Annotated in this window: 19 protein-coding genes; 10 read left to right on the top strand and 9 right to left on the bottom strand. The window is 64.1% G+C overall.

Annotated features, from left to right (window positions below; translation table 11 throughout):
• The 8 genes from dxr to lpxB all read left to right on the top strand — a co-directional run bounded on the left by dxr (position 1) and on the right by lpxB (position 9,821).
• Positions 1-1,224: a 1-deoxy-D-xylulose-5-phosphate reductoisomerase gene (gene dxr, locus ABIB73_RS02720; protein ID WP_354221178.1), complete on the top strand. Its 1,224-nt coding sequence runs from the start codon at positions 1-3 to the stop codon at positions 1,222-1,224.
• A gap of 44 nt (positions 1,225-1,268) precedes the next feature.
• Positions 1,269-2,420, top strand: coding sequence for an RIP metalloprotease RseP (gene rseP / locus ABIB73_RS02715; RefSeq protein WP_354221176.1), 1,152 nt, complete (start codon positions 1,269-1,271; stop codon positions 2,418-2,420).
• Between the two features lie 175 nt (positions 2,421-2,595).
• On the top strand, positions 2,596-5,148 hold the full coding sequence (gene bamA / locus ABIB73_RS02710) for an outer membrane protein assembly factor BamA (protein WP_354221174.1): 2,553 nt from the start codon (positions 2,596-2,598) through the stop codon (positions 5,146-5,148).
• A gap of 136 nt (positions 5,149-5,284) precedes the next feature.
• Positions 5,285-6,352 (top strand): UDP-3-O-(3-hydroxymyristoyl)glucosamine N-acyltransferase, encoded by a 1,068-nt coding sequence (lpxD, locus tag ABIB73_RS02705; RefSeq protein WP_354221172.1) that lies wholly within the window; start codon positions 5,285-5,287, stop codon positions 6,350-6,352.
• Complete coding sequence (fabZ, locus tag ABIB73_RS02700; protein WP_354221170.1) at positions 6,349-6,810, top strand: 3-hydroxyacyl-ACP dehydratase FabZ; 462 nt, start codon at positions 6,349-6,351, stop codon at positions 6,808-6,810. Before lpxD ends, fabZ begins: the two co-directional genes overlap by 4 nt.
• A gap of 161 nt (positions 6,811-6,971) precedes the next feature.
• The gene (gene lpxA, locus ABIB73_RS02695; RefSeq protein ID WP_354221168.1) at positions 6,972-7,763 is read left to right on the top strand and encodes an acyl-ACP--UDP-N-acetylglucosamine O-acyltransferase; all 792 of its coding nucleotides are present in this window, start codon (positions 6,972-6,974) and stop codon (positions 7,761-7,763) included.
• 19 nt (positions 7,764-7,782) lie between these two features.
• Positions 7,783-8,640 (top strand): LpxI family protein, encoded by an 858-nt coding sequence (locus ABIB73_RS02690; protein ID WP_354222531.1) that lies wholly within the window; start codon positions 7,783-7,785, stop codon positions 8,638-8,640.
• Positions 8,637-9,821 carry a lipid-A-disaccharide synthase gene (lpxB, locus tag ABIB73_RS02685; RefSeq protein WP_354221166.1) on the top strand — a complete coding sequence of 395 codons (1,185 nt, stop codon included), beginning with the start codon at positions 8,637-8,639 and terminating at the stop codon, positions 9,819-9,821. The genes ABIB73_RS02690 and lpxB overlap by 4 nt, the downstream gene beginning before the upstream one ends.
• Here the strand turns inward: lpxB and ABIB73_RS02680 are convergent, their stop codons facing one another.
• From ABIB73_RS02680 to ABIB73_RS02655, 6 genes are read right to left on the bottom strand one after another with little or no spacing between them, the layout of a single operon-like run.
• A complete protein-coding gene (locus tag ABIB73_RS02680) occupies positions 9,822-10,589 on the bottom strand; it encodes an SDR family NAD(P)-dependent oxidoreductase (RefSeq protein ID WP_354221164.1) in 768 nt (255 codons plus the stop codon).
• Complete coding sequence (locus ABIB73_RS02675; protein WP_354221162.1) at positions 10,586-11,695, bottom strand: ABC transporter ATP-binding protein; 1,110 nt, start codon at positions 11,693-11,695, stop codon at positions 10,586-10,588. Before ABIB73_RS02675 ends, ABIB73_RS02680 begins: the two co-directional genes overlap by 4 nt.
• 10 nt (positions 11,696-11,705) lie before the next feature.
• Positions 11,706-12,563: a carbohydrate ABC transporter permease gene (locus ABIB73_RS02670; RefSeq protein WP_354221160.1), complete on the bottom strand. Its 858-nt coding sequence runs from the start codon at positions 12,561-12,563 to the stop codon at positions 11,706-11,708.
• On the bottom strand, positions 12,556-13,431 hold the full coding sequence (locus ABIB73_RS02665) for a carbohydrate ABC transporter permease (RefSeq protein ID WP_502918399.1): 876 nt from the start codon (positions 13,429-13,431) through the stop codon (positions 12,556-12,558). The genes ABIB73_RS02670 and ABIB73_RS02665 overlap by 8 nt, the downstream gene beginning before the upstream one ends.
• A 50-nt stretch (positions 13,432-13,481) precedes the next feature.
• Positions 13,482-14,768, bottom strand: coding sequence for an ABC transporter substrate-binding protein (locus ABIB73_RS02660; protein ID WP_354221156.1), 1,287 nt, complete (start codon positions 14,766-14,768; stop codon positions 13,482-13,484).
• A 54-nt stretch (positions 14,769-14,822) separates the two neighbouring features.
• Positions 14,823-16,001 carry an ROK family transcriptional regulator gene (locus tag ABIB73_RS02655; protein WP_354221154.1) on the bottom strand — a complete coding sequence of 393 codons (1,179 nt, stop codon included), beginning with the start codon at positions 15,999-16,001 and terminating at the stop codon, positions 14,823-14,825.
• Positions 16,002-16,187: 186 nt separating this feature from the next.
• Between ABIB73_RS02655 and ABIB73_RS02650 the strand changes: the two genes are divergently transcribed.
• Positions 16,188-16,847: a glutathione S-transferase family protein gene (locus tag ABIB73_RS02650; RefSeq protein WP_354221152.1), complete on the top strand. Its 660-nt coding sequence runs from the start codon at positions 16,188-16,190 to the stop codon at positions 16,845-16,847.
• Here the strand turns inward: ABIB73_RS02650 and ABIB73_RS02645 are convergent.
• From ABIB73_RS02645 to gltX, 3 genes are all read right to left on the bottom strand, one after another.
• Positions 16,844-17,290, bottom strand: coding sequence for a GFA family protein (locus ABIB73_RS02645; RefSeq protein ID WP_354221150.1), 447 nt, complete (start codon positions 17,288-17,290; stop codon positions 16,844-16,846). The two genes, ABIB73_RS02650 and ABIB73_RS02645, sit on opposite strands and share 4 nt — an antisense overlap.
• A 172-nt stretch (positions 17,291-17,462) precedes the next feature.
• Entirely contained in the window at positions 17,463-18,767 is a 1,305-nt protein-coding gene (gene gltA, locus ABIB73_RS02640; RefSeq protein ID WP_354221148.1) for a citrate synthase, read from the bottom strand.
• Positions 18,768-18,924: 157 nt separating this feature from the next.
• Positions 18,925-20,352 (bottom strand): glutamate--tRNA ligase, encoded by a 1,428-nt coding sequence (gltX, locus tag ABIB73_RS02635; protein WP_354221146.1) that lies wholly within the window; start codon positions 20,350-20,352, stop codon positions 18,925-18,927.
• A gap of 154 nt (positions 20,353-20,506) precedes the next feature.
• On the opposite strand from gltX, the gene ABIB73_RS02630 reads away from it, so the two are divergent.
• Complete coding sequence (locus ABIB73_RS02630; RefSeq protein ID WP_354221144.1) at positions 20,507-22,186, top strand: glutamine--tRNA ligase/YqeY domain fusion protein; 1,680 nt, start codon at positions 20,507-20,509, stop codon at positions 22,184-22,186.
• Positions 22,187-22,190: the final 4 nt, after the last annotated feature.

The raw sequence follows: 22,190 nt of genomic DNA, 5'->3' as shown, positions 1-22,190 counted from the left end.
ATGAGCGCGGTCCCATTGCGTAACAACAAGGCTGCGGCGTCGACCGTCCGCAGCGTCACGGTCCTCGGTGCCACCGGCTCGATCGGCGACAGCACGATGGACCTGATCCGCGCGGCGCCCGAGCGCTACCGCGTCGAGGCGCTGACGGCGAACGGCAATGTCGAAGCGCTGGCAAAGCTCGCGAAAGAGTTTTCCGCGCGCTTCGTCGCGATTGCCGACACCTCGAAGCTCGCCGAGCTCAAGGCCGCACTTGCGGGAACGAGCACCGAATGCGGCGCCGGCGAAAGCGCGGTGATCGAAGCCGGCGCGCGTCCGGCCGATTGGGTGATGGCGGCCGTCAGTGGCGCCGCCGGACTGAAGCCGGCGCTGGCTGCGGTCGATCGCGGCGCGCATGTCGCGCTCGCCAACAAGGAATGCTTGGTCTGTGCCGGTGATTTCTTCATGCAGCGCGCGGCGAAAGCGGGCGCCTGCATCCTGCCGGCCGACTCGGAGCACAACGCGCTGTTCCAGGCGCTTGGCTCAGGCAATCGCGACGAGCTCGTCCGCGTCATCATCACGGCATCAGGCGGCCCGTTCCGGACCTGGAAGAGCGCCGACATCGAGCAGGCCACGCTCGCCCAGGCGCTGAAGCATCCGAACTGGAGCATGGGCCAGAAGATCACGATCGATTCCGCCTCGATGATGAACAAGGGGCTCGAGGTGATCGAGGCGTCCTATTTGTTCGCGCTGACGCCGGACGAGATCGACGTCTTGGTTCATCCGCAGTCGATCATCCACGGCATGGTCGAGTTCTCCGACCGCTCGGTCGTGGCCCAGCTCGGTTCGCCTGACATGCGTACGCCGATTGCCCATTGCCTCGGCTGGCCAGACCGGATCAAGGGACCCGCGGCCAAGCTCGATCTGGCCAAGATCGGCCAGTTGACCTTCGAGGCGCCGGACTTCGAACGGTTCCCCGGGCTTCGCCTGGCCTACGATTCGCTCCGGACGGGGAAGGGGGCGACCACCGTCTACAACGCCGCCAACGAGGTCGCCGTGGCCGCGTTCATCGCCGGCAAGATCCGGTTCGGCGCCATTGCACGGCTGGTGGAGGCGACGCTGGAGGACTGGATCCGGAGCGGGAACCAGGCCCCCATGACCTCGGCGGACGATGCAATATCCGTTGACCATGTTTCGCGAAATAGAGCCGCCGCCCTATTGCCTCAAATTGCCTTAAAGGCATCCTAGGTGGTTCGGGGCCAGGGCCTTGCGGCGCTGGATGAGGGAATTCGATGATCGACTTTTTCGTCCATAGTTTCAATACGTTGAGCCATGGGCTCCTCGGCTACGCCGTCCCCTTCCTGTTCGTCCTGACCATCGTCGTGTTCTTCCACGAGCTCGGCCATTTCCTGGTCGCGCGCTGGGCGGGTGTTCGGGTGTTAACCTTTTCGCTCGGTTTCGGACCTGAGCTGGTTGGTTTCAACGACCGCCACGGCACCCGCTGGAAGATCTCGGCGATTCCGCTTGGTGGCTACGTCAAATTCTTCGGCGACGAGAGCGAGGCGTCCACCCCGTCGGCCGAGACGCTCGCGGCCATGACCGCCGAGGAGCGCGCTGGCAGCTTCCACCACAAGAAGGTCGGCCCGCGCGCCGCCATCGTCGCGGCCGGACCGATTGCCAATTTCATCCTCGGCGCGCTGATTTTCGCGGGCATGGCCCTGTACTACGGCAAGCCGAGCACGATCGCACGCGTGGACGGCGTCGTCGCCGACGGCGCTGCCGCGTCGGCCGGCTTCAAGATCGGGGACGTCGTCGTGCAGATCGACGGCAAGCCGATCGAGAGCTTTGCCGACATGCAGCGGATCGTCGCGATGAGCGCGGGTTCGTCGCTTGTTTTCCAGGTGAAGCGGGATGGCACGGTCGTTTCGCTGACCGCGACGCCGGCGCTCCTGGAGCGCAAGGATCCGTTCGGCAACAGCCACCGCGTCGGCGTGCTGGGGGTCGAGCACAAATCTCAGGCCGGTGAAGCCTCGACCGCACCGGTCGGGATCGGCGAGGCCCTCAAGATCGGGGTCGAGCAGGTCTGGTTCATCATCACCAGCACGTTCAAGTTCCTGGGCTCGCTGTTCGTCGGAAACGGCAATCCGAACGAGGTCAGCGGCGTCCTCGGCATCGCGAAGATGTCGGGGCAGGCGGCCAGTGCCGGGTTCCAGTTCGTGATCAACCTCTGCGCCGTGCTGTCGGTCTCGATCGGCTTGTTGAACCTGTTCCCGATCCCGCTGCTCGATGGCGGTCATCTTATGTTCTACGCGGCGGAAGTGGTCCGTGGCCGGCCGCTGTCCGAGCGGACCCAGGAGATGGGATTTCGAATCGGACTCGGTCTGGTGCTGATGCTGATGGTGTTCGCGACCTACAACGACATCCTGCGGATGGCGGCTTCCTGATAGGGGCTTTTTTGTGGCGTTGCTGTAGAGCAACGTCTTGGAATGAAATTGAAATTGCGGTGCGCTCGGCCGTTTGCGGCGTCGGCGAAATTGGCTACAAGCGGCTTGAACTTGGGGAATCTCCAGACCGGCCTTGGGGTTGGCTCTGGTAGGGAATGATAAGGGCGCGTTGCGCATGAAGTTTGGACTGCGACTCCGGGGGGGCTTGCTTGCCACCCTGATCATGTTCGGCGCGCCGGTGTTTGCCCCGGTTGGGGCTGTTTTTGTGTCTTCGTCTGCGCTTGCTCAGACCGTCCAGTCGATTTCCGTCGAAGGAAATCGCCGTGTCGAGGTGGAGACGATCCGCTCCTATTTCAAGGCGGGCCCCGGTGGTCACCTTGATCAAGGCGCCATCGATGACGGCCTCAAGGCGCTGATCGAGACCGGCCTGTTCCAGGACGTGAAGATCAACCGCGGCGCGGGTGGCCAGATCGTCGTCTCCGTGGTGGAAAACCCGGTGATCGGTCGCATTGCCTTCGAGGGCAACAAGAAGATCAAGGACGAGCAGCTCACCGCCGAGGTCCAGTCCAAGGCGCGCGGCACCTTCTCCCGCGCCATGGTGCAGTCGGACACGCTGCGAATCGCCGAAATCTATCGCCGTTCCGGCCGCTACGACGTGCGCGTCACGCCCGAAATCATCGAGCAGCCGAACAACCGCGTCGACCTCATCTTCACGGTCGAGGAGGGCGCCAAGACCGGCGTCAAGTCGATCGAGTTCGTCGGCAACAACGCGTTCTCGTCCTACCGCCTGCGCGACATCATCAAGACGCACGAATCGAATCTGCTGAGCTTCCTCGCCAGCAACGACATCTATGATCCCGATCGCGTCGAGGCCGACCGCGACCTGATCCGCCGCTTCTATCTCAAGAACGGCTTCGCCGACGTCCAGGTCGTCGCCGCGCTCACCGAATACGACCCGGAGAAGAAGGGCTTCCTCGTCACCTTCAAGATCGAGGAAGGCCAGCAGTACCGCGTCGGTACCGTCGATTTCCGCACCAGCATTGCCAATTTCGACCCAAGCACGATGCGCTCCTTTTCGCGCGTCAATGTCGGCTCGCTCTACAACGTCGAATCGGTCGAGAAGTCGGTCGAGGACATGCAGATCGAGGCCTCGCGGCGCGGCTTTGCCTTCGCCGTGGTGCGTCCGGGCGGCGATCGCAATTTCGATGCGCACACCGTGTCGGTGGTGTTCAACATCGACGAGGGTCCGCGCACCTATATCGAGCGCATCAACATCCGCGGCAACACCCGTACCCGCGACTATGTGATCCGTCGCGAATTCGACCTCTCCGAGGGTGACGCCTACAACCGCGCGCTGGTCGACCGCGCCGAGCGCCGCCTGAAGAATCTCGACTACTTCAAGAGCGTGAAGATCACGACGGAGCCGGGCTCCTCCAGCGACCGCGTGGTGCTGATCGTCGATCTCGAAGAGAAGTCGACCGGCGACTTCTCGGTGTCGGGCGGTTATTCCACGACCGACGGCGCGCTGGCCGAAGTCTCGGTATCCGAGCGCAACCTGCTCGGCCGCGGCCTGTTCGCCAAGGCGTCGGTGACCTACGGCCAGTATGCGCGCGGCTATTCGCTGTCGTTCGTCGAGCCGTATTTGCTCGACTACCGCATCGCGCTGGGTCTCGACTTCTATCAGCGCACCCAGCTCTCCAACAGCTACATCTCCTACGGCACCAAGACGCTGGGCTTCAGCCCGCGCCTCGGCTTCTCCTTGCGTGAAGATCTGGCGCTCCAGCTGCGGTACTCGGTCTACCAGCAGGAAATCACGCTGCCGTCCTACTTGGCGAACTGTAACAACGTGCAGACGCTGCCTGATGGCACCCCGAATCCGGCGTTCAATCCGAGCCCCGCCTTTGCCAATCTCAACGGCATCGACCTGAGCTCGACCAGCGGCCTCGGCTGCTACAGCGACGGCGAAGCCTCGCTGCCGGTGCGCAAGGAACTCGCGAATGGCAAGACGCTGACCTCGGCACTCGGCTACTCGCTGACCTACAACACGCTGGACAACAACAAGAACCCGACCGACGGCCTGCTCATCGACTTCAAGCAGGACTTCGCCGGCGTCGGCGGCGACGTCACCTACCTCAAGACCGCCGCCGATGCGAAGTACTACCAGTCGCTGGTGTCGGATCTCGTCGGTCTCGTCCATCTCCAGGGCGGTGTTCTGACCAAGGTCGGCAGCGACCTGCGCATGCTCGATCACTTCCAGATGGGTCCGAATCTCGTTCGCGGCTTTGCCCCGAACGGCATCGGCCCGCGCGATTTGAATCCGTACGGTACGCAGGACGCGCTTGGCGGCACCAAGTACTGGGGCGCTTCGCTCGAATTGCAGATGCCGTTCTGGTTCCTGCCCAAGGAAGTCGGCCTGAAGGGCGCGGTCTATGCCGACGCCGGCGGTCTCTACGACTACCAGGGTCCGACGACTTGGTCGGTCACCAACGAACTGACCACGCCCAGGAACTCGAACTGTACGCCGTCGACGATCTCCCCGGGTGCGTCCCCTGGAACCTGTACTGGCCTCATCTATGACGACAGCAAAGTCATCCGCTCGTCGGTCGGTGTCGGCTTGATCTGGGCCTCGCCGTTCGGTCCGCTGCGCTTCGACTACGCGGTGCCGCTCACCAAGGGCAAGTATGACCGTACGCAGGAATTCCGGTTCGGCGGCGGCACGACGTTCTAATTCGATCAGCAGGGCATGATCCGGCCGCTCGGAAACTCCTTGGGGCCGGTTTCCAGAAAGATCGTGCTCAATCCATGAGAAAAGGCATGATGCGGCCTGGCCGCTTCATGCCGAAGCCGGACCGCGACGGGGTGGAATGGCGCAGCCGACCTTCTTCACAAAGCCGCCGGCCTCAGCGCTGGCTGACATCGCCGCGCTGACGAAGGCGCAACTGGTCGACCCCTCGCGGGGCGGTCATGTCATCACCGGCCTTGCTTCGCTCGACGAAGCCGGCCCGATGCATCTGACGTTCTTCGACAATCTGAAATATGCCGACGAGCTCAAGCTCACCATGGCAGGCGCCTGCCTGGTGAGCCCGCGCTTCGAGGCCCAGGTGCCTGCGCATGTGGCGGTGCTGCGGGTGGCGCAGCCGTTCCGCGCCTTCGTCGGAATCGCGCGGGAATGGCACGGCGACGCGCTCAGGCCGCAATCCTGGGTCGGCAATGACGGCATTGCGCCCTCGGCCATCATCGATCCCTCGGCACGGCTCGAGGACGGCGTCATCGTCGATCCGCTGGCCGTCATCGGTCCGGATGTCGAGATCGGCAGCGGCACGGTGGTCGGCGTCGGCGCCGTCATCGGCCCCGGCGTCAAGATCGGCCGGGACTGCAATGTCGGCGCCCGCACGGTAATCCAGTGCGCCCTGATCGGCAACAACGTCCTGATCCATCCCGGCTGTTCGATCGGCCAGGATGGCTACGGCTTCATCTTCTTTGGCCCCGAGGGTCATCTGAAGGTGCCGCAGACCGGGCGGGTGCTGATCCAGAACGATGTCGAGGTCGGCGCCGGCACGACCATCGACCGCGGGTCCTTGCGCGATACCGTGATCGGGGAGGGCACCAAAATCGACAATCAGGTCCAGATCGGCCACAATGTGACCATTGGCCGGCACTGCCTGCTGGCGGCCCAGATCGGGCTCGCGGGCAGCCTGACCATCGGCGACAACGTGGCGCTGGGAGCGAAGGTTGGCATCAACAACCACCTCAAGATCGGCGACGGGGCTCAGGTGACAGCCATGAGCGGCGTCAAGGACGACATTCCGGCGGGCGGGCGCTGGGGCGGCTTTTTTGCCAAGCCGACCAGGCAGTGGTTCAAAGAGATATTGGCGGTGGAGCGCCTGGCGCGCGACAGCAAGGCCGATCCGAAGGATGAGGGACGGGAATGACGGAGGAAGCACCGGTCAGGTTCGAGCTTGTGGACATCAATATGATCCTGCAAACGCTCCCGCACCGCTTTCCGATGCTGCTGATCGACCGCGTGATCAACATCCGCACCGATTACAGCGGCATCGGCATCAAGAACGTCACCTTCAACGAGCCGCCGTTCCAGGGCCATTTCCCGGATCGCCCGGTCTATCCCGGCGTGATGATGATCGAGGCGATGGCGCAGACCGCGGGCGTGATCGGCATCAAATCGGTCGAGGGCACCGAGAAGCCGCGGGCGGTGTATTTCCTCACCATCGACAAGTGCAAGTTCCGCAAGCCCGTGATGCCCGGCGATACCATCGAGTATCACATGCGTTCGATCGGCCGCCGCAAGACCATGTGGTGGTTTCACGGCGACGCCAAGGTCAACGGCCAGGTCGTCGCGGAAGCCGATGTCGGGGCCATGTTGACGGATTGACGGCGAACTGGCGAATGGCGAGTAGGGAGTAGCGAATAAGGCTCCGTCCCGCTCTGTGCGCTTGAAACAAAGCCGAGATGATACGTCACTGGACAGATCGGGCGAAGTCGCGCTAACCAGCGGAAAACCTAGCAACTTCAACACATAGTCAGACCTTCTTGATGAGTAAGATTGACCCCACCGCACGGGTGGAAGACGGCGCCGTGATCGGCGAGGGCACCGAGATCGGGCCTTTTTGCATCATCGGCCGCGACGCCCGGATCGGGGCGAACTGCAAGCTGATCGGACAGGTCACCGTCATCGGCCATACCTCGGTCGGCGACAACTGCGTGATCTCGCCGTTCGTGGTGCTGGGCGGGGCGCCGCAGGATCTCAGCTACAAGGGCGAGCCCACCAAGCTCGAGATCGGTTCCGGCTGCACCATCCGCGAAGGCGCGACGATGAACGTCGGCACCATCAAGGGCGGCGGGCTGACGCGCGTCGGCAACGACGGCTATTTCATGAACAACAGCCATGTCGGCCACGACTGCATGGTCGGCAACAATGCGATCTTCGCGACCTCGGCGACGCTCGGAGGCCACTGCGAGATCGGCGACTTCGTCTATATCGGCGGCCTGTCCGCGGTGCATCAGCTCACGCGGATCGGCCCGCAGGTGATGGTCGGCGGCGTCTGCGGCGTGCGTGACGACGTCATCCCGTTCGGGCTGGTCAACGGCCAGTATGCCGCGCTGGAAGGTCTCAACCTCATCGGCATGAAGCGGCGCAAGTTCACGAAGGAACGCCTCGCCACCGTGCGTGCGTTCTATCAGAAACTCTTCCACGGCCCCGGCATCTTCGCCGAGCGGCTCGAAGCGGTGCGGCCGCTTGCGAGCGAAGATCCCGCCATCGCCGAAATGCTCGACTTCATCGGCAAGGGCAAGCGCCCGCTCTGTCTTCCCGCCATCGAGAAATGATCCTGGGATGGCCGCGGTCATGACATCGGCGGCGCCAGGGATTTCATCACCGGTCGGCGTGGTCGCAGGCGGCGGCGCGATGCCGTTCGCGGTTGCCGATTCGCTTGCCGCGCGCGGCATCTCGCCGGTGCTGTTTCCCCTCCGGGGTGCCTGCGATCCGGCGCAGGTGGAAAAATTTCGCCACCGCTGGATCTCGGTCGGCCAGCTCGGCCGCGCGATGCGGCTGTTTCGCGAGGAGGGCTGCCGCGACCTGGTCTTCATCGGCACGCTGGTGCGCCCCTCGCTCTCGGAGATCCGGTTCGACTTCACGACGTTGCGGCTGCTCGGCAATGTCATCCGCGCCTTCCGCGGCGGCGACGATCATTTGTTGTCCGGCGTCGGGCGCATTCTCGAACAAGGCGGCTTTCGCATGGTCGGGATCAAGGATGTCGCGCCCGATCTCCTGATGCCCGAGGGCTGCATCAGTCGCGCCTGGCCGAGCGACAATGGCAAGACGGACATCGAGCGCGGCCGCGCGGTGCTGGTCGCGCTCGGCTCGTTCGACATCGGCCAGGCTGCGGTCGTGATCGACGGCCATGTGGTGGCGGTCGAGGATATCGAGGGCACCGACGCGCTGCTCGCGCGCGTGGCGCGCCTGCGCGAGGAGGGGCGTATCCGCGCGGCGACCGGGCGAGGCGTGCTGGTGAAGGTCCCGAAGAGCGGGCAGGATTTGCGCTTCGACCTGCCCACGATCGGCCCGCGCACCATCGAGGGCGTCGCGAGAGCCGGCCTTGCCGGCATCGCCGTCATCGCCGGCAACACCATCGCCGCCGAGCCGCAGGCGATGATCGCGCTGGCCGACGCGAAATATCTCTTCATCATCGGCCTGCCGGCGTGATGCAGGGCCGCGATCCAAAGCGAAAGATCTTCCTGATCGCGACGGAGGAATCCGGCGACCGGCTCGGCTCGGCGCTGATGAAGGTGCTGCGCCAGCGGCTCGGCGATGGTGTGCAGTTCGAAGGCGTCGGCGGCCATACCATGGCGCGCGAGGGGCTCGAGTCGCTGTTTCCGATCGAGGAGCTCTCGATCGTCGGCTTTGCCGCGGTGGTGCAGCAATTGCCAAAAATCCTGCGGCTGATCCGCGCGACCGTGGGCGCCGTGACGGAGGCCACGCCGGACGCGCTCGTCATCATCGACAGTCCCGACTTCACCCATCGCGTCGCCCGCCGCGTGCGTGCGCGCAATCCCGCGATCCCGGTCGTCGATTACGTCTCGCCCTCGGTCTGGGCCTGGCGGCCGGGCCGGGCGCGGGCCATGCTCGGCTATGTCGATCATGTGCTCGGTCTGCTGCCGTTCGAGCCGGCGGAATACCGCAAGCTCGGCGGGCCGCCATGCAGCTATGTCGGCCATCCCCTGATCGAGCAATTGCCGTCGCTGCGGCCGAATGTGGACGAGCAGAGGCGGCGCGATTCCGAGCCGCCGGTTTTGCTGGTGCTGCCCGGCAGCCGCCGCAGCGAGATCAGGCATCATCTCGGGGTGTTCGGTGCGACGCTCGACCGGTTGCAGTCCGAGGGCCGCGCCTTCGAGCTGATGTTGCCGACCATGCCGCATCTCGAAGCGACCGTGCGCGAGGGTGTCGCGAGCTGGCCGGTCAAGCCGCAGATCGTCGTAGGCGAAGCCGAGCGGCGTGCGGCCTTCCGCATCGCGCGCGCGGCGTTGGCGAAATCCGGCACGGTGACGCTGGAGCTGGCGCTGTCGGGCATTCCGATGGTGACGGCGTACCGCGTCAACCCGATCGAAGCCTTCATCCTGCGCCGCGCGGTCCAGGTCTCCTCGGTGATCCTCGCCAATCTCGTGATCGGCAGGGAGGTCATTCCCGAGTTTTTGCAAGAGGACTGCACGCCGGAGAAGCTCGCACCGGCGCTGTCCGAGGTGCTCACGGATTCGCCGCTGCGCCGGCAGCAGGTGGATGCGTTCGCCCAGCTCGACACCATCATGTCGACCGGCAACAAATCGCCGAGCGTGCTCGCCGCCGACATCGTGCTGGCGACGATGCGCAAAGGCAGGCGGGCGGGCTAGCTAGCCGAGGCCGCCGTCGACCTGGAAGCACTGGCGCGTGATCCGTTGGCTTTCGTCGGACGCCAGAAACAGCGCCATATTCGCGATGTCGTCGGGTGTCACCGCATCGGGAACCGCCTGGCGTGTGCGCAGCTCGGCGATGGTCTGCTCGTTCGGATACCACAGCCGGCGCTGGCGCTCGGTGATCACCATCCCCGGCGCAATCGCGTTGACACGGATGCGGTCGGGACCGACCAGCCGGGCCAGCGAGTTGGTGAAGCCGACGATCGCCGCCTTTGCTGCGGCGTAGACCGGCAATGCCGGCGCGCCGCGCATCCAAGCGATGGAAGACATGTTGATGATCGAGCCGCCGCCGCGGGCCTGCATCTGCGGCACGATCGCCTGTGCAGCGAAGAAGACGTGCTTGAGGTTGACGCCGATCATCCAGTCGAACTCGGCCGGCGTCACCTCGGCAAGCACCTGGCGCTGGTCATTGGCGGCGTTGTTGACAAGGACCGCCGCATCGCCAAGTGACCTGTGGACCTCAGCCATCGCGGCGCGCAAGGCGTCGATGTCCAGGAGGTCGCATCGCACGAACAGCGGTGCGGAGCCGGAGGTGCTCGCCACCTCGCGCGCGAGGGCCTGGCCGGCATCCGCATCAATGTCGAGGAAGGCGACCCGGGCTCCCTGGGCCGCGAAGGCGCGCACGAAGGCCGCGCCGATGCCGCTGGCGCCCCCGGTGATCAGCACCACGCGGTCCGCGAGGCCGGCATAGTTCGTCTGGGTCATGCGATCAGTCGCTCCGTCTCGGGGTCGAACAGGCAAATGCGGCGGGTATCGAGCGCGAAGGGCGCAGGGGCGCCCGGCGTGGGGCGGATATCCGGCGTGATGCGTGCCAGCGCCTGCTCGCCGCCGAGCCGCAGCAGGACGATGGTCTCGGCGCCGGTGGGCTCGACCATTTCGACCGGCGCCGTGACGAGGACGGGCGCCTCGGCCGAGAAGACGCGGCTGCCCTCGGCAATGCATTCCGGCCTGATCCCGAGCACCACCTCGCGGCCGACAAAGGGCGCGGCTGCGTCGTATCCCTGGAGTGGGAAACGGACCTCGTCCGGTCGTCCCGCGCCGATCACGATGGCCGGCCCGCCGGTATCGGCCTCGAGCCGTGCCGGCATCGTGTTCATCGGCGGCGAGCCCATGAAGCGTGCGACGAACAGATTGGCCGGATAGCGATACACGGTGTCCGGATCGGCGAATTGCTGCACCACCCCCCGATGCATCACCGCTATGCGCGTTGCCATCGTCATCGCTTCGATCTGGTCGTGGGTGACATAGACGATGGTAGCGCCGATGCGCTGGTGCAGCCGCTTGATCTCCATCCGCATCTCGACGCGCAGTTTTGCATCGAGATTGGAGAGCGGCTCGTCGAACAGGAACAGCAGGGGATCGCGCACCAGCGCCCGGCCCATCGCCACGCGCTGGCGCTGGCCGCCGGACAATTGCGACGGCTTGCGGCCGAGCAGCGGCTCGATCTGGAGCAGCCGGGCGACATTCGCCAGCGCCTTCTCCTGCTCCGCCTTCGGCACGTGGCGGCATTCCATGCCGAAGGTGATGTTCTGGCGCACCGTCATCGACGGGTAGAGCGCATAGGACTGGAACACCATGGCGATGTCGCGGTCCTTGGGCGCGACGTCGTTGACGATGCGTCCGCCGATTTCCACGGTGCCTGCGCTGGCGCGATCGAGCCCCGCGACGATGTTGAGCAGCGTGGACTTGCCGCAGCCGGACGGCCCGACCAGCACGGTGAACTCGCCGCTCTCGATGTCGAGGTCGATGCCCTTCAGCACCTCAAGATTGGCGTAGCGCTTCGACAGGGCGCGAATGCTTAGTGCTGCCATGACAACCCCATCATTTCACTGCGCCGGCGGTAAGGCCGCGCACGAAGTACCTGCCGCCGAGGAGATAGATCAACAAAGTGGGCAGGGCCGCGATGATCACCGCAGCGCTCTGCACGCCATGCTGCGGGATATCTGCGATTGCGGCAGATAGCGCGATGAGAGCGGCCGTGACGGGCTGCTGCTGGCCCGTCGTGAATGTCACGCCATAGAGGAACTCGTTCCAGATGTGCGTGAACTGCCAGATCACGGTGACAATCAGGATGGGAGACGAGAGCGGCAGAATGATGCGCCAGAAAATGCGAAAGAACCCGGCGCCATCGATGCGCGCGGCCCTGATCAATTCATGTGGAATGGCGACATAGTAATTTCGGCAGAACAGTGTCGTGAAGGAGAGCCCCTGGATCGTGTGAATCAGCACGAGACCCGTCAGTGTGTTGATGAGACCGATGTCCCGCAGCACGATGGTCCAGGGCAGCAAGCGCATCTGCTGGGGGAGGAAGAGGCCAAGGGTCACGATGCCGTAGATCCAGTTATCGCCGCGAAAACGCCAGAGCGACACGGCGTAACCGGCAACCGCACCGAGCATGGTCGAGAAAATTGTTGCGGGAATCGTAATGAGCGCAGAGTTCAGCATGTACGGCCGGATGCCGGCGCAGGTCTCGGCGACGCAGAAACCGCTCCAGGCAGCGACGTAGTTGCCCCAGGCCAATTGTTTTGGCCAGCCGATCATTGAGCCCTGCGCGATCTCCTCGTTGGTACGGAGCGAGTTCAGCACGACGACAACCAGGGGCGCCAGATAAGCTGCCGCGAACAAAGAAACGACGAGATAGATTAGAATTCGGCTCGGCGCGAAGCTGCGGTCACGCATGGGTGGCCTGCCGTCGCTGGACATAACGCCACGCTGCATACGGCAGCAGGACCGCGAGAAGGATGAGCAACATGAGCACCGCCGCCGCCGCTCCCCGGCCGAGCTGGCTGCGCTGGAACATCAGGTCGTAGACGACAAGGGCTGGCAGCTGCGTCGCGATTCCGGGCCCACCATTGGTGAGTGCGCGGACGAGGTCGAAGGCCGAAATCGCGAACTGCAGCTGGACGACGACGACAGTTATGGTGATCGGCCAAAGCGTCGGCAGAATGACGCGTCGGTAGGTCCGGATCGGTCCAGCACCGTCGATCTGCGCGGCCTTGATGATGTCGGCGTCGACGGAGCGAAGGCCGGCAAGGAAGAGCGCCATGGCGAAGCCCGAGGATTGCCAGATCGCAGCGATCACAATCGTCCAGATTGCCATGTCGCGGTTGACCAGCCAGTCGAAGTGGAAGGAGGTCCAGCCGAGGTCGTGGACGAGCTTCTCGATCCCAATGCCAGGATTGAGCAGCCAGCTCCAGACCGTGCCGGTGACGACGAACGACACCGCCAGCGGGTACAGGAAGATGGAACGCAGCACGTTCTCGCCGCGAATGCGCTGATCGAGCAGGATCGCAAGCACGAGGCCGGTGATCAAACTCAGCAGCACGAAAGCGGTGCCAAACAGCAACAGATTGTCGAAGGCGATCTGCCAGTTCCGGCTCGCCATGACTGCAGTATAGTTGCGCAAGCCCACCCAGCCCGAGACCGGAACAAGGGTGGATGGGGTGAACGAAATCCAGATCGTCCACAGCGAAAACGAAATGAGATGCGCGGCGGACAAGAGCAGCGGCACCCAGATCATCAGATATTCGGGCAGCCGACGCACCATTTCAGGGGTCGCCGGCCGGCCCGGCCGCGTTGCTGTCGAGACGGCGTTGGTCAACGTGCGCCCTCGACGGCCTCGGCGAGGCGGGTGATCGCCTGCTCCGGCGTAATCGTCTTGTTCTTCACGTACTCAGTGATGACGTCGATCATCGCTGCGGTCAGGCCGTTTTCCTGCGCCATGTTGTGCGCGAGGCTCAGGACGGCCTGATTACTCGCGACAGCGTCCTTCAGAGCTGCAGCAGTCCGCCGTTGACCATCCGACCAGCCTTCACCGGAGAGATCGACATCGGTCCTCACAGGGATCGATCCCGTGATTTGCGAATACATGGTCTGGATCGCCGGATCCATGACGAGCTGGGCCATCAGCGTCTGACCGGCCTGTAGATCGGGCTCCTTGCGCTGCCAGAATATGAAGGCATCGGCATTCAACAGGAAAACCGGCTTGCTATTGTCGCTCGGGCCCGGCGTGATCATGAAATCGTCGAACTTGAAGCCGGCGTTGCGCAATACGCCCTGCGCCCACCCGCCCATGATCAACATGCCCATGTCGCCGTCGACGAAGCGCTTCAGGTTGGTGGCGTAGGGTTGGGCGCCGACATTTGGATCCGACCAGTCGGCGATCTTGCGCACCTGTGCGAAAGCAGCTTTTACCTCGGGGCCCTTCAAGGCCTTCTCGTCGAGATTCATGATGGCTGCGCGGTATGCAGTCGGGCTGATGCCGGCGAGAGAGGCCTCAAATTTTTGCCCATCGTCGGGGCGGGTGCCACCATTGGCGATGGGATAGGTGATTCCACTCGCTTTCATCTTCTCGGCGAGATCGTTGAAGTCGGCCCAGGTAACCGGGATCCTGTCGGCCTTGGCTTTGTCCATCGCGCGCTTGGAGAGAAACAGCATGTTGGTGCTGTAGATCTGCAACGGCAGTGCAATCCACTTGCCCCCCGGCCTATGCAATCGTGCAAGGTCCGGAGCGACAACCTTTTCGTAGCCGGCGGCCGCGACAACGGCGTCGAGATCGACGGTCGGGGCAATCTTCGACCAGGCTGCAATCTCGGGGCCCTTGAGTTGCGAACAGGCCGGCGGATCTCCGGCGATGATCTGAGCGCGTAGCTTGTTCATCATCTCTGTGGTGAACCCGGGGACAGGCGAGTGCTGCCAAACCCCGCCTTTCTCCTCGAATTTCTTGCCGAGCGCCGTGATAGCCGCCCCGTCGCTGCCTGCGGACCATTGCGAGATCACGGTCAGTCGCGGCTTGACCGCGCTTTGCGCGCGGGCAAATGCCGGCAGCGCGAGTGCGGCAGCAGATCCAGCGAGCAGACGGCGCCTTGTTGTTGTGATCGGCATGGCAATTTCCTCCCGGCGTGAAATTGTTGGTGCGTTGAGGCCGCGCGGCTCAGTTCAGGCGGCCTCCGTCGATGCGGCGGGCATGCCGCCGCGGCTCGCCAGACAAAAGGCGGCGAAGGCCAGCGCGGCGCGTGGATCATTGCCGGTCGAGGGCGGCATGAAGGCGAGCGACACCTGCGCTAGTTTCCGGCCGCCCAGCAGGCAGGCGTCGATCCCCTCGACCACGGCCTTGCGATCGTCCTCATCGAGCAGCGACGGCCAGCCGCTGATCGCGACGCCGCGGCATGGTTTGACGTTGAGCGTGTTGCCGATCGCAAGGCCCAGCCGGAACAGCCGCTGGCGCAACTCCTGGCGCACGCGCGATGAGATCGGGATGGTGTTCACCCATTCGCTGCCGAGCTGGAGCAATTCGGCCTCGCGCATGCAGAGGAGTGCGGCGAGCGCCGGAAGCGAGGTATAGGCCTCGACGCAGCCATGATGACCGCAGCGGCAAAGCGGTCCGTCGGCGCCGAACACCATGTGGCCGAGTTCGACCGGCTGGAGGGCGTCGTCCTCGATCGGATCGTCCATCCAGGCGCCGGCAACGCCCTGGCCGACAAAAACGAACAGATGCGCACCACTGAACGGGTAGTTTTCCGTGCGGCAGCGATGAAAAATGGCATGCGCCACGACCGAATTGGTGAACTCGACTGGAGCGCCGGCAAATGTCTCGTCGATCATCTCGCGAATGCACGCGACGTCACAGGGAATGATCGGGTTTCCGAACTCACTCAAGCGGCCGAGGCCCGGAACGGAAACGCCGATCTGTGCGAGCCTGATGCGCCGCCGCCGCGTCCAGTCGCGCAGCAAAGTCAGCGCCTCGTGAAACACCTGGCCGACGGACTCGACGGTCGGCTTTGCAGGTAGCGGAAGACGCTCGGTGTAATGCAGTTCGCCCGACAGGCTGCCAATGCCGACGCTGAGCCGATCACCGGTCAGCTCAAGGGCCGCGAGTGCCACCGAGCGATCGAGCGACACCAGACCCGTGGGGCCACCGACATAAGGGGCGGGGCGCCGCACTTCTTCGATCAGGCCTTCGGCCTTCAGGTCAAACAGGATGCGCGACAGGCTGGCTTCAGACAGGCGCACGGCCTTGGCCAGCGGCGGCCGAAACGAGCCGCCCGACTGGAGCAAATGAGTCAAAATGGCAGCGCGCGTCTGCCGCCGACTTCTCGGCTGCTCCGGCATTTTCATCCCTGTCGTCATTCTTACTTAGTGTAAGAATTTGCGCGCGGAGCCTTTCAACTGTCAAGCGCCTGCCGACGCGTTGCGTCGACTTGTTGTTGTGCGCGGCAGCAATGCCGGGGCTATTGCCATGACGCTGTCAGCAGCCGGCGAAGATGATCGTGGTGGTGATCGAACCAGCGCGGGGTCTGTCTAATGGCGCGATATCGGCTGCATTGCGTGGGCGCGTCCGGCAATTCGTTCAAGGTCGCGTTGTTTCTCAATTGCGCCGGGATCGACTGGGAGCCGGTCGGGGTCGACTTTGCGGGTGGTGAAACCCGCGATCCGGCCTGGCGCGCTGCGACCAACGCGATGGGCGAGATCCCGGTGCTTGAAGTCGATGGCCGGCGCCTGAGTCAGTCAGGTGCGATCCTGGGATGGCTCGCCGAGACCCATGGCGCGTTCGGTCCGACGGGCGCGGAGGAGCGGTTCGAGACGGCGCGCTGGCTGTTGTTCGACAACCATCGGTTCACTGGAAGCTTTGCCGCGCATCGCGTGCTCCAATCCATGACGCCGGAGCCGCTGCATCCGGACGTGCAGGCTTATGTGCGCGCGAGGGCGCACGGCGCACTTTCGGTCGTCGAGAAGCATCTCGCCGAACGCCGTTTTATGCTGGGCGAGCGGCCCACGATCGTCGATTTTTCGCTCGTTGGATACCTGTACTACCCGGTCGAGGAGACCGGTTTCGATCTTCGCGCGGCGTTTCCGGCGATCGATGCATGGCGCGAGCGGATCGCAGCACTGCGAGGCTGGAAGCCGCCCTATGAGCTGATGCCAGTTGGAAATTCCTTGCCGGTACTGCGCTGCGCGACCTAAGGGCGACCATCCCTGACCGCCCGATGATCCGCAAGTTGCGGGGCGGGCGGCTGGGTGCCTTCCGGCCATTCCGGCAGCTCAGCCTTCGGGTCGTACCAGACGGCGGCGTTCGATCGCCAGATGTGCACCTCGGGCCGTTCGGCAATTGGCGTGTCCAGGCAGCCCATTCGCAGCAGCACTGTGTCCTTGCCTTCGCGCGAGGCAACGATGTGCGATCCGCATTGTGAGCAGAAATAGCGCGTCTTGCCGGGCGAGGATTCGAAGCCGCGCAGCAATTCTTCGCCCTTGGTCCAGCGAAAGCGGTCGCGCGGTACGTTGGTGACGGTGGAGAAGGCCGATCCGTGCGTCTTCCGGCAGGTTGCGCAATGGCAGTGCACGATGGCACCCGGGGTCGCGTCGACCTCGTAGGCAACGCTTCCGCAGAGGCAGCTTCCGCTCAGCATCAGGGTGTCCTTTGATCTGTAATCGGTGGGCAAAGCGCAGCGTGCCCACCAATGCTGTTTCAGTCGCTGAGAGGCGGTGGGCACGCTTCGCTTTGCCCACCCACAATGTCTCCGCGAAAAAAACGGCGTCATCTCGCGATGGCGCCGTTCCGAAGGACCATGAGGTCCGAACTTACTTCCGGTCGCCGATCTTCACGTAGTCGCGGCGGGTGACGCCGGTGTAGAGCTGGCGCGGACGGCCGATCTTCTGCTGCGGATCCTCGATCATCTCGCTCCACTGGCTGATCCAGCCGACGGTGCGGGCGACCGCGAACAGCACGGTGAACATCGAGACCGGGAAGCCCATCGCCTTCAGCGTGATGCCCGAATAGAAGTCGACGTTCGGGTAGAGCTTGCGGTCGATGAAGTACTGGTCGCTGAGCGCGATCTTCTCGAGCTCGAGCGCCACCTTCAGCATCGGATCGTCGCCATGGCCGGTCTCCTTGAGCACGGCGTGACACATCTTCTGCATGATCTTGGCGCGCGGATCGTAGTTCTTGTAGACGCGGTGACCGAAGCCCATCAGGCGGACTTCGCTGTTCTTGTCCTTCACCTTGGCGATGAACTCGGGGATCTTGTCCACGGTGCCGATCTCGGCGAGCATCGCAAGCGCCGCTTCGTTGGCGCCGCCATGCGCCGGGCCCCAGAGGCAGGCGATGCCGGCGGCGATGCAGGCGAACGGGTTGGCACCGGAGGAGCCGGCGATGCGCACCGTCGAGGTCGAGGCGTTCTGCTCGTGGTCGGCATGCAGGATGAAGATCTTGTCCAGCGCTTCCGCAAGCACCGGGTTGATCTTGTAGTCCTCGCACGGCACCGCGAAGCACATGTTGAGGAAGTTCTCGGCGAAAGAGAGCGAGTTCTTCGGATACACGAAGGGCTGGCCGACCGTATACTTGTAGGCCATCGCCGCCAGCGTCGGGATCTTGGCGATCATCCGCATGGAAGCGATCATGCGCTGCTTCGGATCGTTGATGTCGGTGGAGTCGTGATAGAACGCGGCCAGCGCGCCGACTGACGCCACCATCACCGCCATCGGATGAGCATCGCGGCGGAAGCCCTGGAAGAAGCGGGCCATCTGCTCGTGCACCATCGTGTGATGGATCACGCGGTCGTCGAAATCCTTCTTCTGCGCGGCGGTCGGCAGACTCCCGAAGAGCAGCAGGTAGCAGGTCTCGAGGAAGTCGCCGTTCTCTGCGAGCTGCTCGATCGGGTAGCCGCGGTATTCCAGCACGCCGGCATCGCCGTCGATATAGGTGATCTTGGACTGGCAACTCGCGGTCGAGGTGAAGCCGGGATCGTAGGTGAACAGCCCGGACTGGCCGTAGAGCTTGCCGATATCGACGACATCAGGCCCAACGCTGCCGCTAAGGATCGGGAGATCGTAGTTCTTGTTTCCGACCGTCAGCGTGGCGGTCTTGTTGCTTGCTTTTGCGTCCATCAGAGGTCCCCGATGTGTGGTGAAACGGGCCGGACCCGGGAGGCCCCAACAAGATGGTGGGGCAGGCCGGATATTCCAGAAGGTACGGTCAAGATGGGTATATTATTGCTGTGTGCGCTGCAAGATCACCGCACGCATGGCCTGCTTACGTCGTAGCCTAGTCCTTGGCCTGATCCTTAAGCCGGCCCAGGCTTTCCTGGCGTCCCAGCACGTCCAAAACCTCAAATATGCCGGGCGATGTCGACCGTCCGGTGAGTGCCGCCCGCAGCGGCTGGGCAACTGCGCCGAGCTTGAGACTATTTTCCTCGGCAAAAGCGCGCAGCGCGGCCTCCGCAGAAGCCGCACTCCAGCTCTCGACATTCTCCAGCGCGGAATGAAGCTGGCCGATCAGCTTGCGGTTTTCCGGTGTCAGCAGCGCTGCCGCCTTGGGATCGAGCTCCAGCGGCCGGTCGGCGAAGATGAAATAGGCGCCGTCGATCAGCTCGATCAGCGTCTTGGCGCGCTCCTTCAGGCTCGGCATGGCCTTGAGCAGTTGCGCGCGCGTGGTGTCGTTTAACTTGGCCTTAATCTCGTCGCGGCTGGGCACGACGTGGTCGAGCACGTCCTCAAACATCTTCACGAGTGATTGATCGTCGGCGTAGCGGATGTAGTGTCCGTTGAGGTTTTCCAGCTTGGCGAAGTCGAAGCGGGCGGCGGCGCGGCCGACGCTGGAAAGGTCGAACGCCGCGATCATCTCCTCGGTCGAAAAGATTTCCTGGTCGCCATGGCTCCAGCCGAGCCGGACGAGATAGTTGCGGAGCGCCGCCGGCAGGTAGCCCATGGCGCGGTAGGCATCGACGCCGAGCGCGCCATGGCGCTTCGACAGCTTCGAGCCGTCCGGTCCGTGGATCAGCGGGATGTGGGACATGCTTGGCAGCGCCCAGCCCATTGCATCGTAGATCTGCTTCTGGCGCGCGGCGTTGATCAGATGGTCGTCACCGCGGATGACATGGGTGACGCCCATGTCGTGGTCGTCGACCACCACCGCGAGCATGTAGGTCGGGTTGCCATCGCCGCGCAGCAGCACGAGGTCGTCGAGGTTCTCGTTCTGCCAGACCACGCGGCCCTGGACCTGGTCCTCGATCACGGTCTCGCCGGTCTGGGGCGCGCGCAGGCGGATGGTCGGCTTCACATCGGACGGGGCGGTCGCCGGATCGCGGTCGCGCCACAGGCCGTCATAGAGGCGGGTGCGGCCCTCCGCGCGCGCCTTTTCGCGCATGGCGGTGAGCTCCTCGGCTGTAGCGTAGCAACGGTAGGCCTTGCCGTCGGCGAGCAGCTGCTCGGCGACCTCGCGGTGACGGACCGCGCGGCTGAACTGGTAGATGACGTCGCCATCCCAGCCAAGCTCGAGCCACCTCAACCCGTCGAGGATGGCGCCGATCGCAGCCTCCGTGGAGCGCTCCCGGTCGGTGTCCTCGATCCGGAGCAGCATCTTGCCGCCGTGCTTCTTCGCATAGAGCCAGTTGAACAGCGCCGTGCGGGCGCCCCCGATATGGAGGAAGCCGGTCGGGGAGGGAGCAAAGCGTGTGACGACGGAATCGGTCATTCTCGGCAGGGCCTATGCATTGGAGGCGGTGGTATATAACAGGACCGGAGCATAACTAAAGCCCGGCAGCGGACCTGCCAGGCCTTGCTTAAGCCCTTGGCTCAGCCACGCGAATTTGGCAGAAGGGCCGCTGATTTCCCTACAGGATTGCAGGATGAGCACAGAACCGGTGGCGACTGAGGTTGGGCGCGATTTCATTCGCGACATCATCCAGGCCGACCTCGACCAGGCCAAATACAGGGAGATCGTGACCCGGTTCCCGCCGGAGCCGAACGGCTACCTGCATATCGGCCACGCCAAGTCGATCGCGCTCAATTTCGGCATCGCCCAGGAGTTTCCGGGCCGCTGCCATTTGCGCTTCGACGACACCAATCCGGTCAAGGAAGAGCAGGAATATATCGATTCCATCCAGGCCGACGTGCACTGGCTCGGCTTCGACTGGGGCAAGAACCTGTTCTTCGCCTCGGATTATTTCGACCGCCTGTACGAATGGGCGGAGAAGCTGATCTGCGACGGGCTCGCCTATGTCGACGACCAGACCCAGGAAGAGATCCGCACCTCGCGCGGCACGCTGACAGAGCCCGGCAAAAACTCGCCGTTCCGCGACCGCTCGGTCGATGAGAATCTCGACCTGTTCCGCCGCATGAAGGCCGGCGAATTCCCGAACGGCGCGCGCGTGCTGCGGGCCAAGATCGACATGTCCTCGGGCAACATCAATTTGCGCGACCCCGTGCTGTACCGCATCCTGCATGCGCACCATCCGCGCACCGGCACCAAATGGAGCATCTATCCGAGCTACGACTATGCGCACGGCCAGTCGGACGCGATCGAGGGCATCACGCACTCGATCTGCACGCTGGAGTTCGAGGACCACCGGCCGCTCTATGACTGGTTCATCGAGAAACTGCCGGTGCCTTCCAAGCCGCACCAGTACGAAATGGCGCGGCTAAGCCTGACCTACACGCTGCTGTCGAAGCGCGTGCTGACCCAGCTCGTGCGCGAGGGCCATGTCGCGGGCTGGGACGATCCGCGCATGCCGACCATGGCCGGCATGCGCCGGCGCGGCGTGCCGCCGGCAGCGCTGCGCGAATTCGTCAAGCGCATCGGTGTGGCCAAGGCCAACAGCGTGGTCGATGTCGGCATGCTCGAATTCTGCATCCGCGAGGAATTGAACCGCACGTCGCAGCGGCGCATGGGCGTGTTGCGTCCGCTGAAGGTCGTGATCGAGAACTATCCGGAAGGGCAGGTCGAGGAGCTCGAGGCGATCAACCACCCCGACGATCCCTCCGCCGGCACGCGCAAGATCAGCTTCGGCCGCGAGCTCTATATAGAGCGCGACGATTTCATGGAGAACCCGCCGAAGAAGTTCTTCCGCCTGTCACCGGGCAACGAGGTGCGGTTGCGCTACGCGTACTTCGTCAAGTGCACCGGCGTGATCAAGAATGATGCCGGCGAGGTGGTCGAGCTGCGCTGCACCTACGACCCCGCGACCAGGGGCGGCAATGCGCCCGACGGCCGCAAGGTCAAGGCCACCATGCACTGGCTGCCGGCGGCGACCTCGGTGCCCGCGGAAATCCGCATCTACAATCAGCTGTTCGCCAACCCGAGCCCGGACGCCTCGAATTTTGCAGCCGATCTCAATCCGCAGTCGCTGGAGATTCTGACGGACGCCCGGATCGAAGCATCGGTCGCCGAAAGCAATTCGACCGAGCCGATGCAGTTCGAGCGCCAGGGCTATTTTGTCCGCGACAAGGACTCGACGCCCGGCAAGCCGGTGTTCTCCAGGACCATCGGATTGCGCGACACCTTTGCGAAGGAAGTAGCCAAGGGCTGAGGGG

This window comes from Bradyrhizobium sp. F1.4.3, assembly GCF_040548375.1.
Classification (GTDB): Bacteria; Pseudomonadota; Alphaproteobacteria; order Rhizobiales; family Xanthobacteraceae; genus Bradyrhizobium.
Note: the sequence above shows the minus strand (reverse complement) of the source record. Positions and strands in the feature narration are given on the sequence as shown.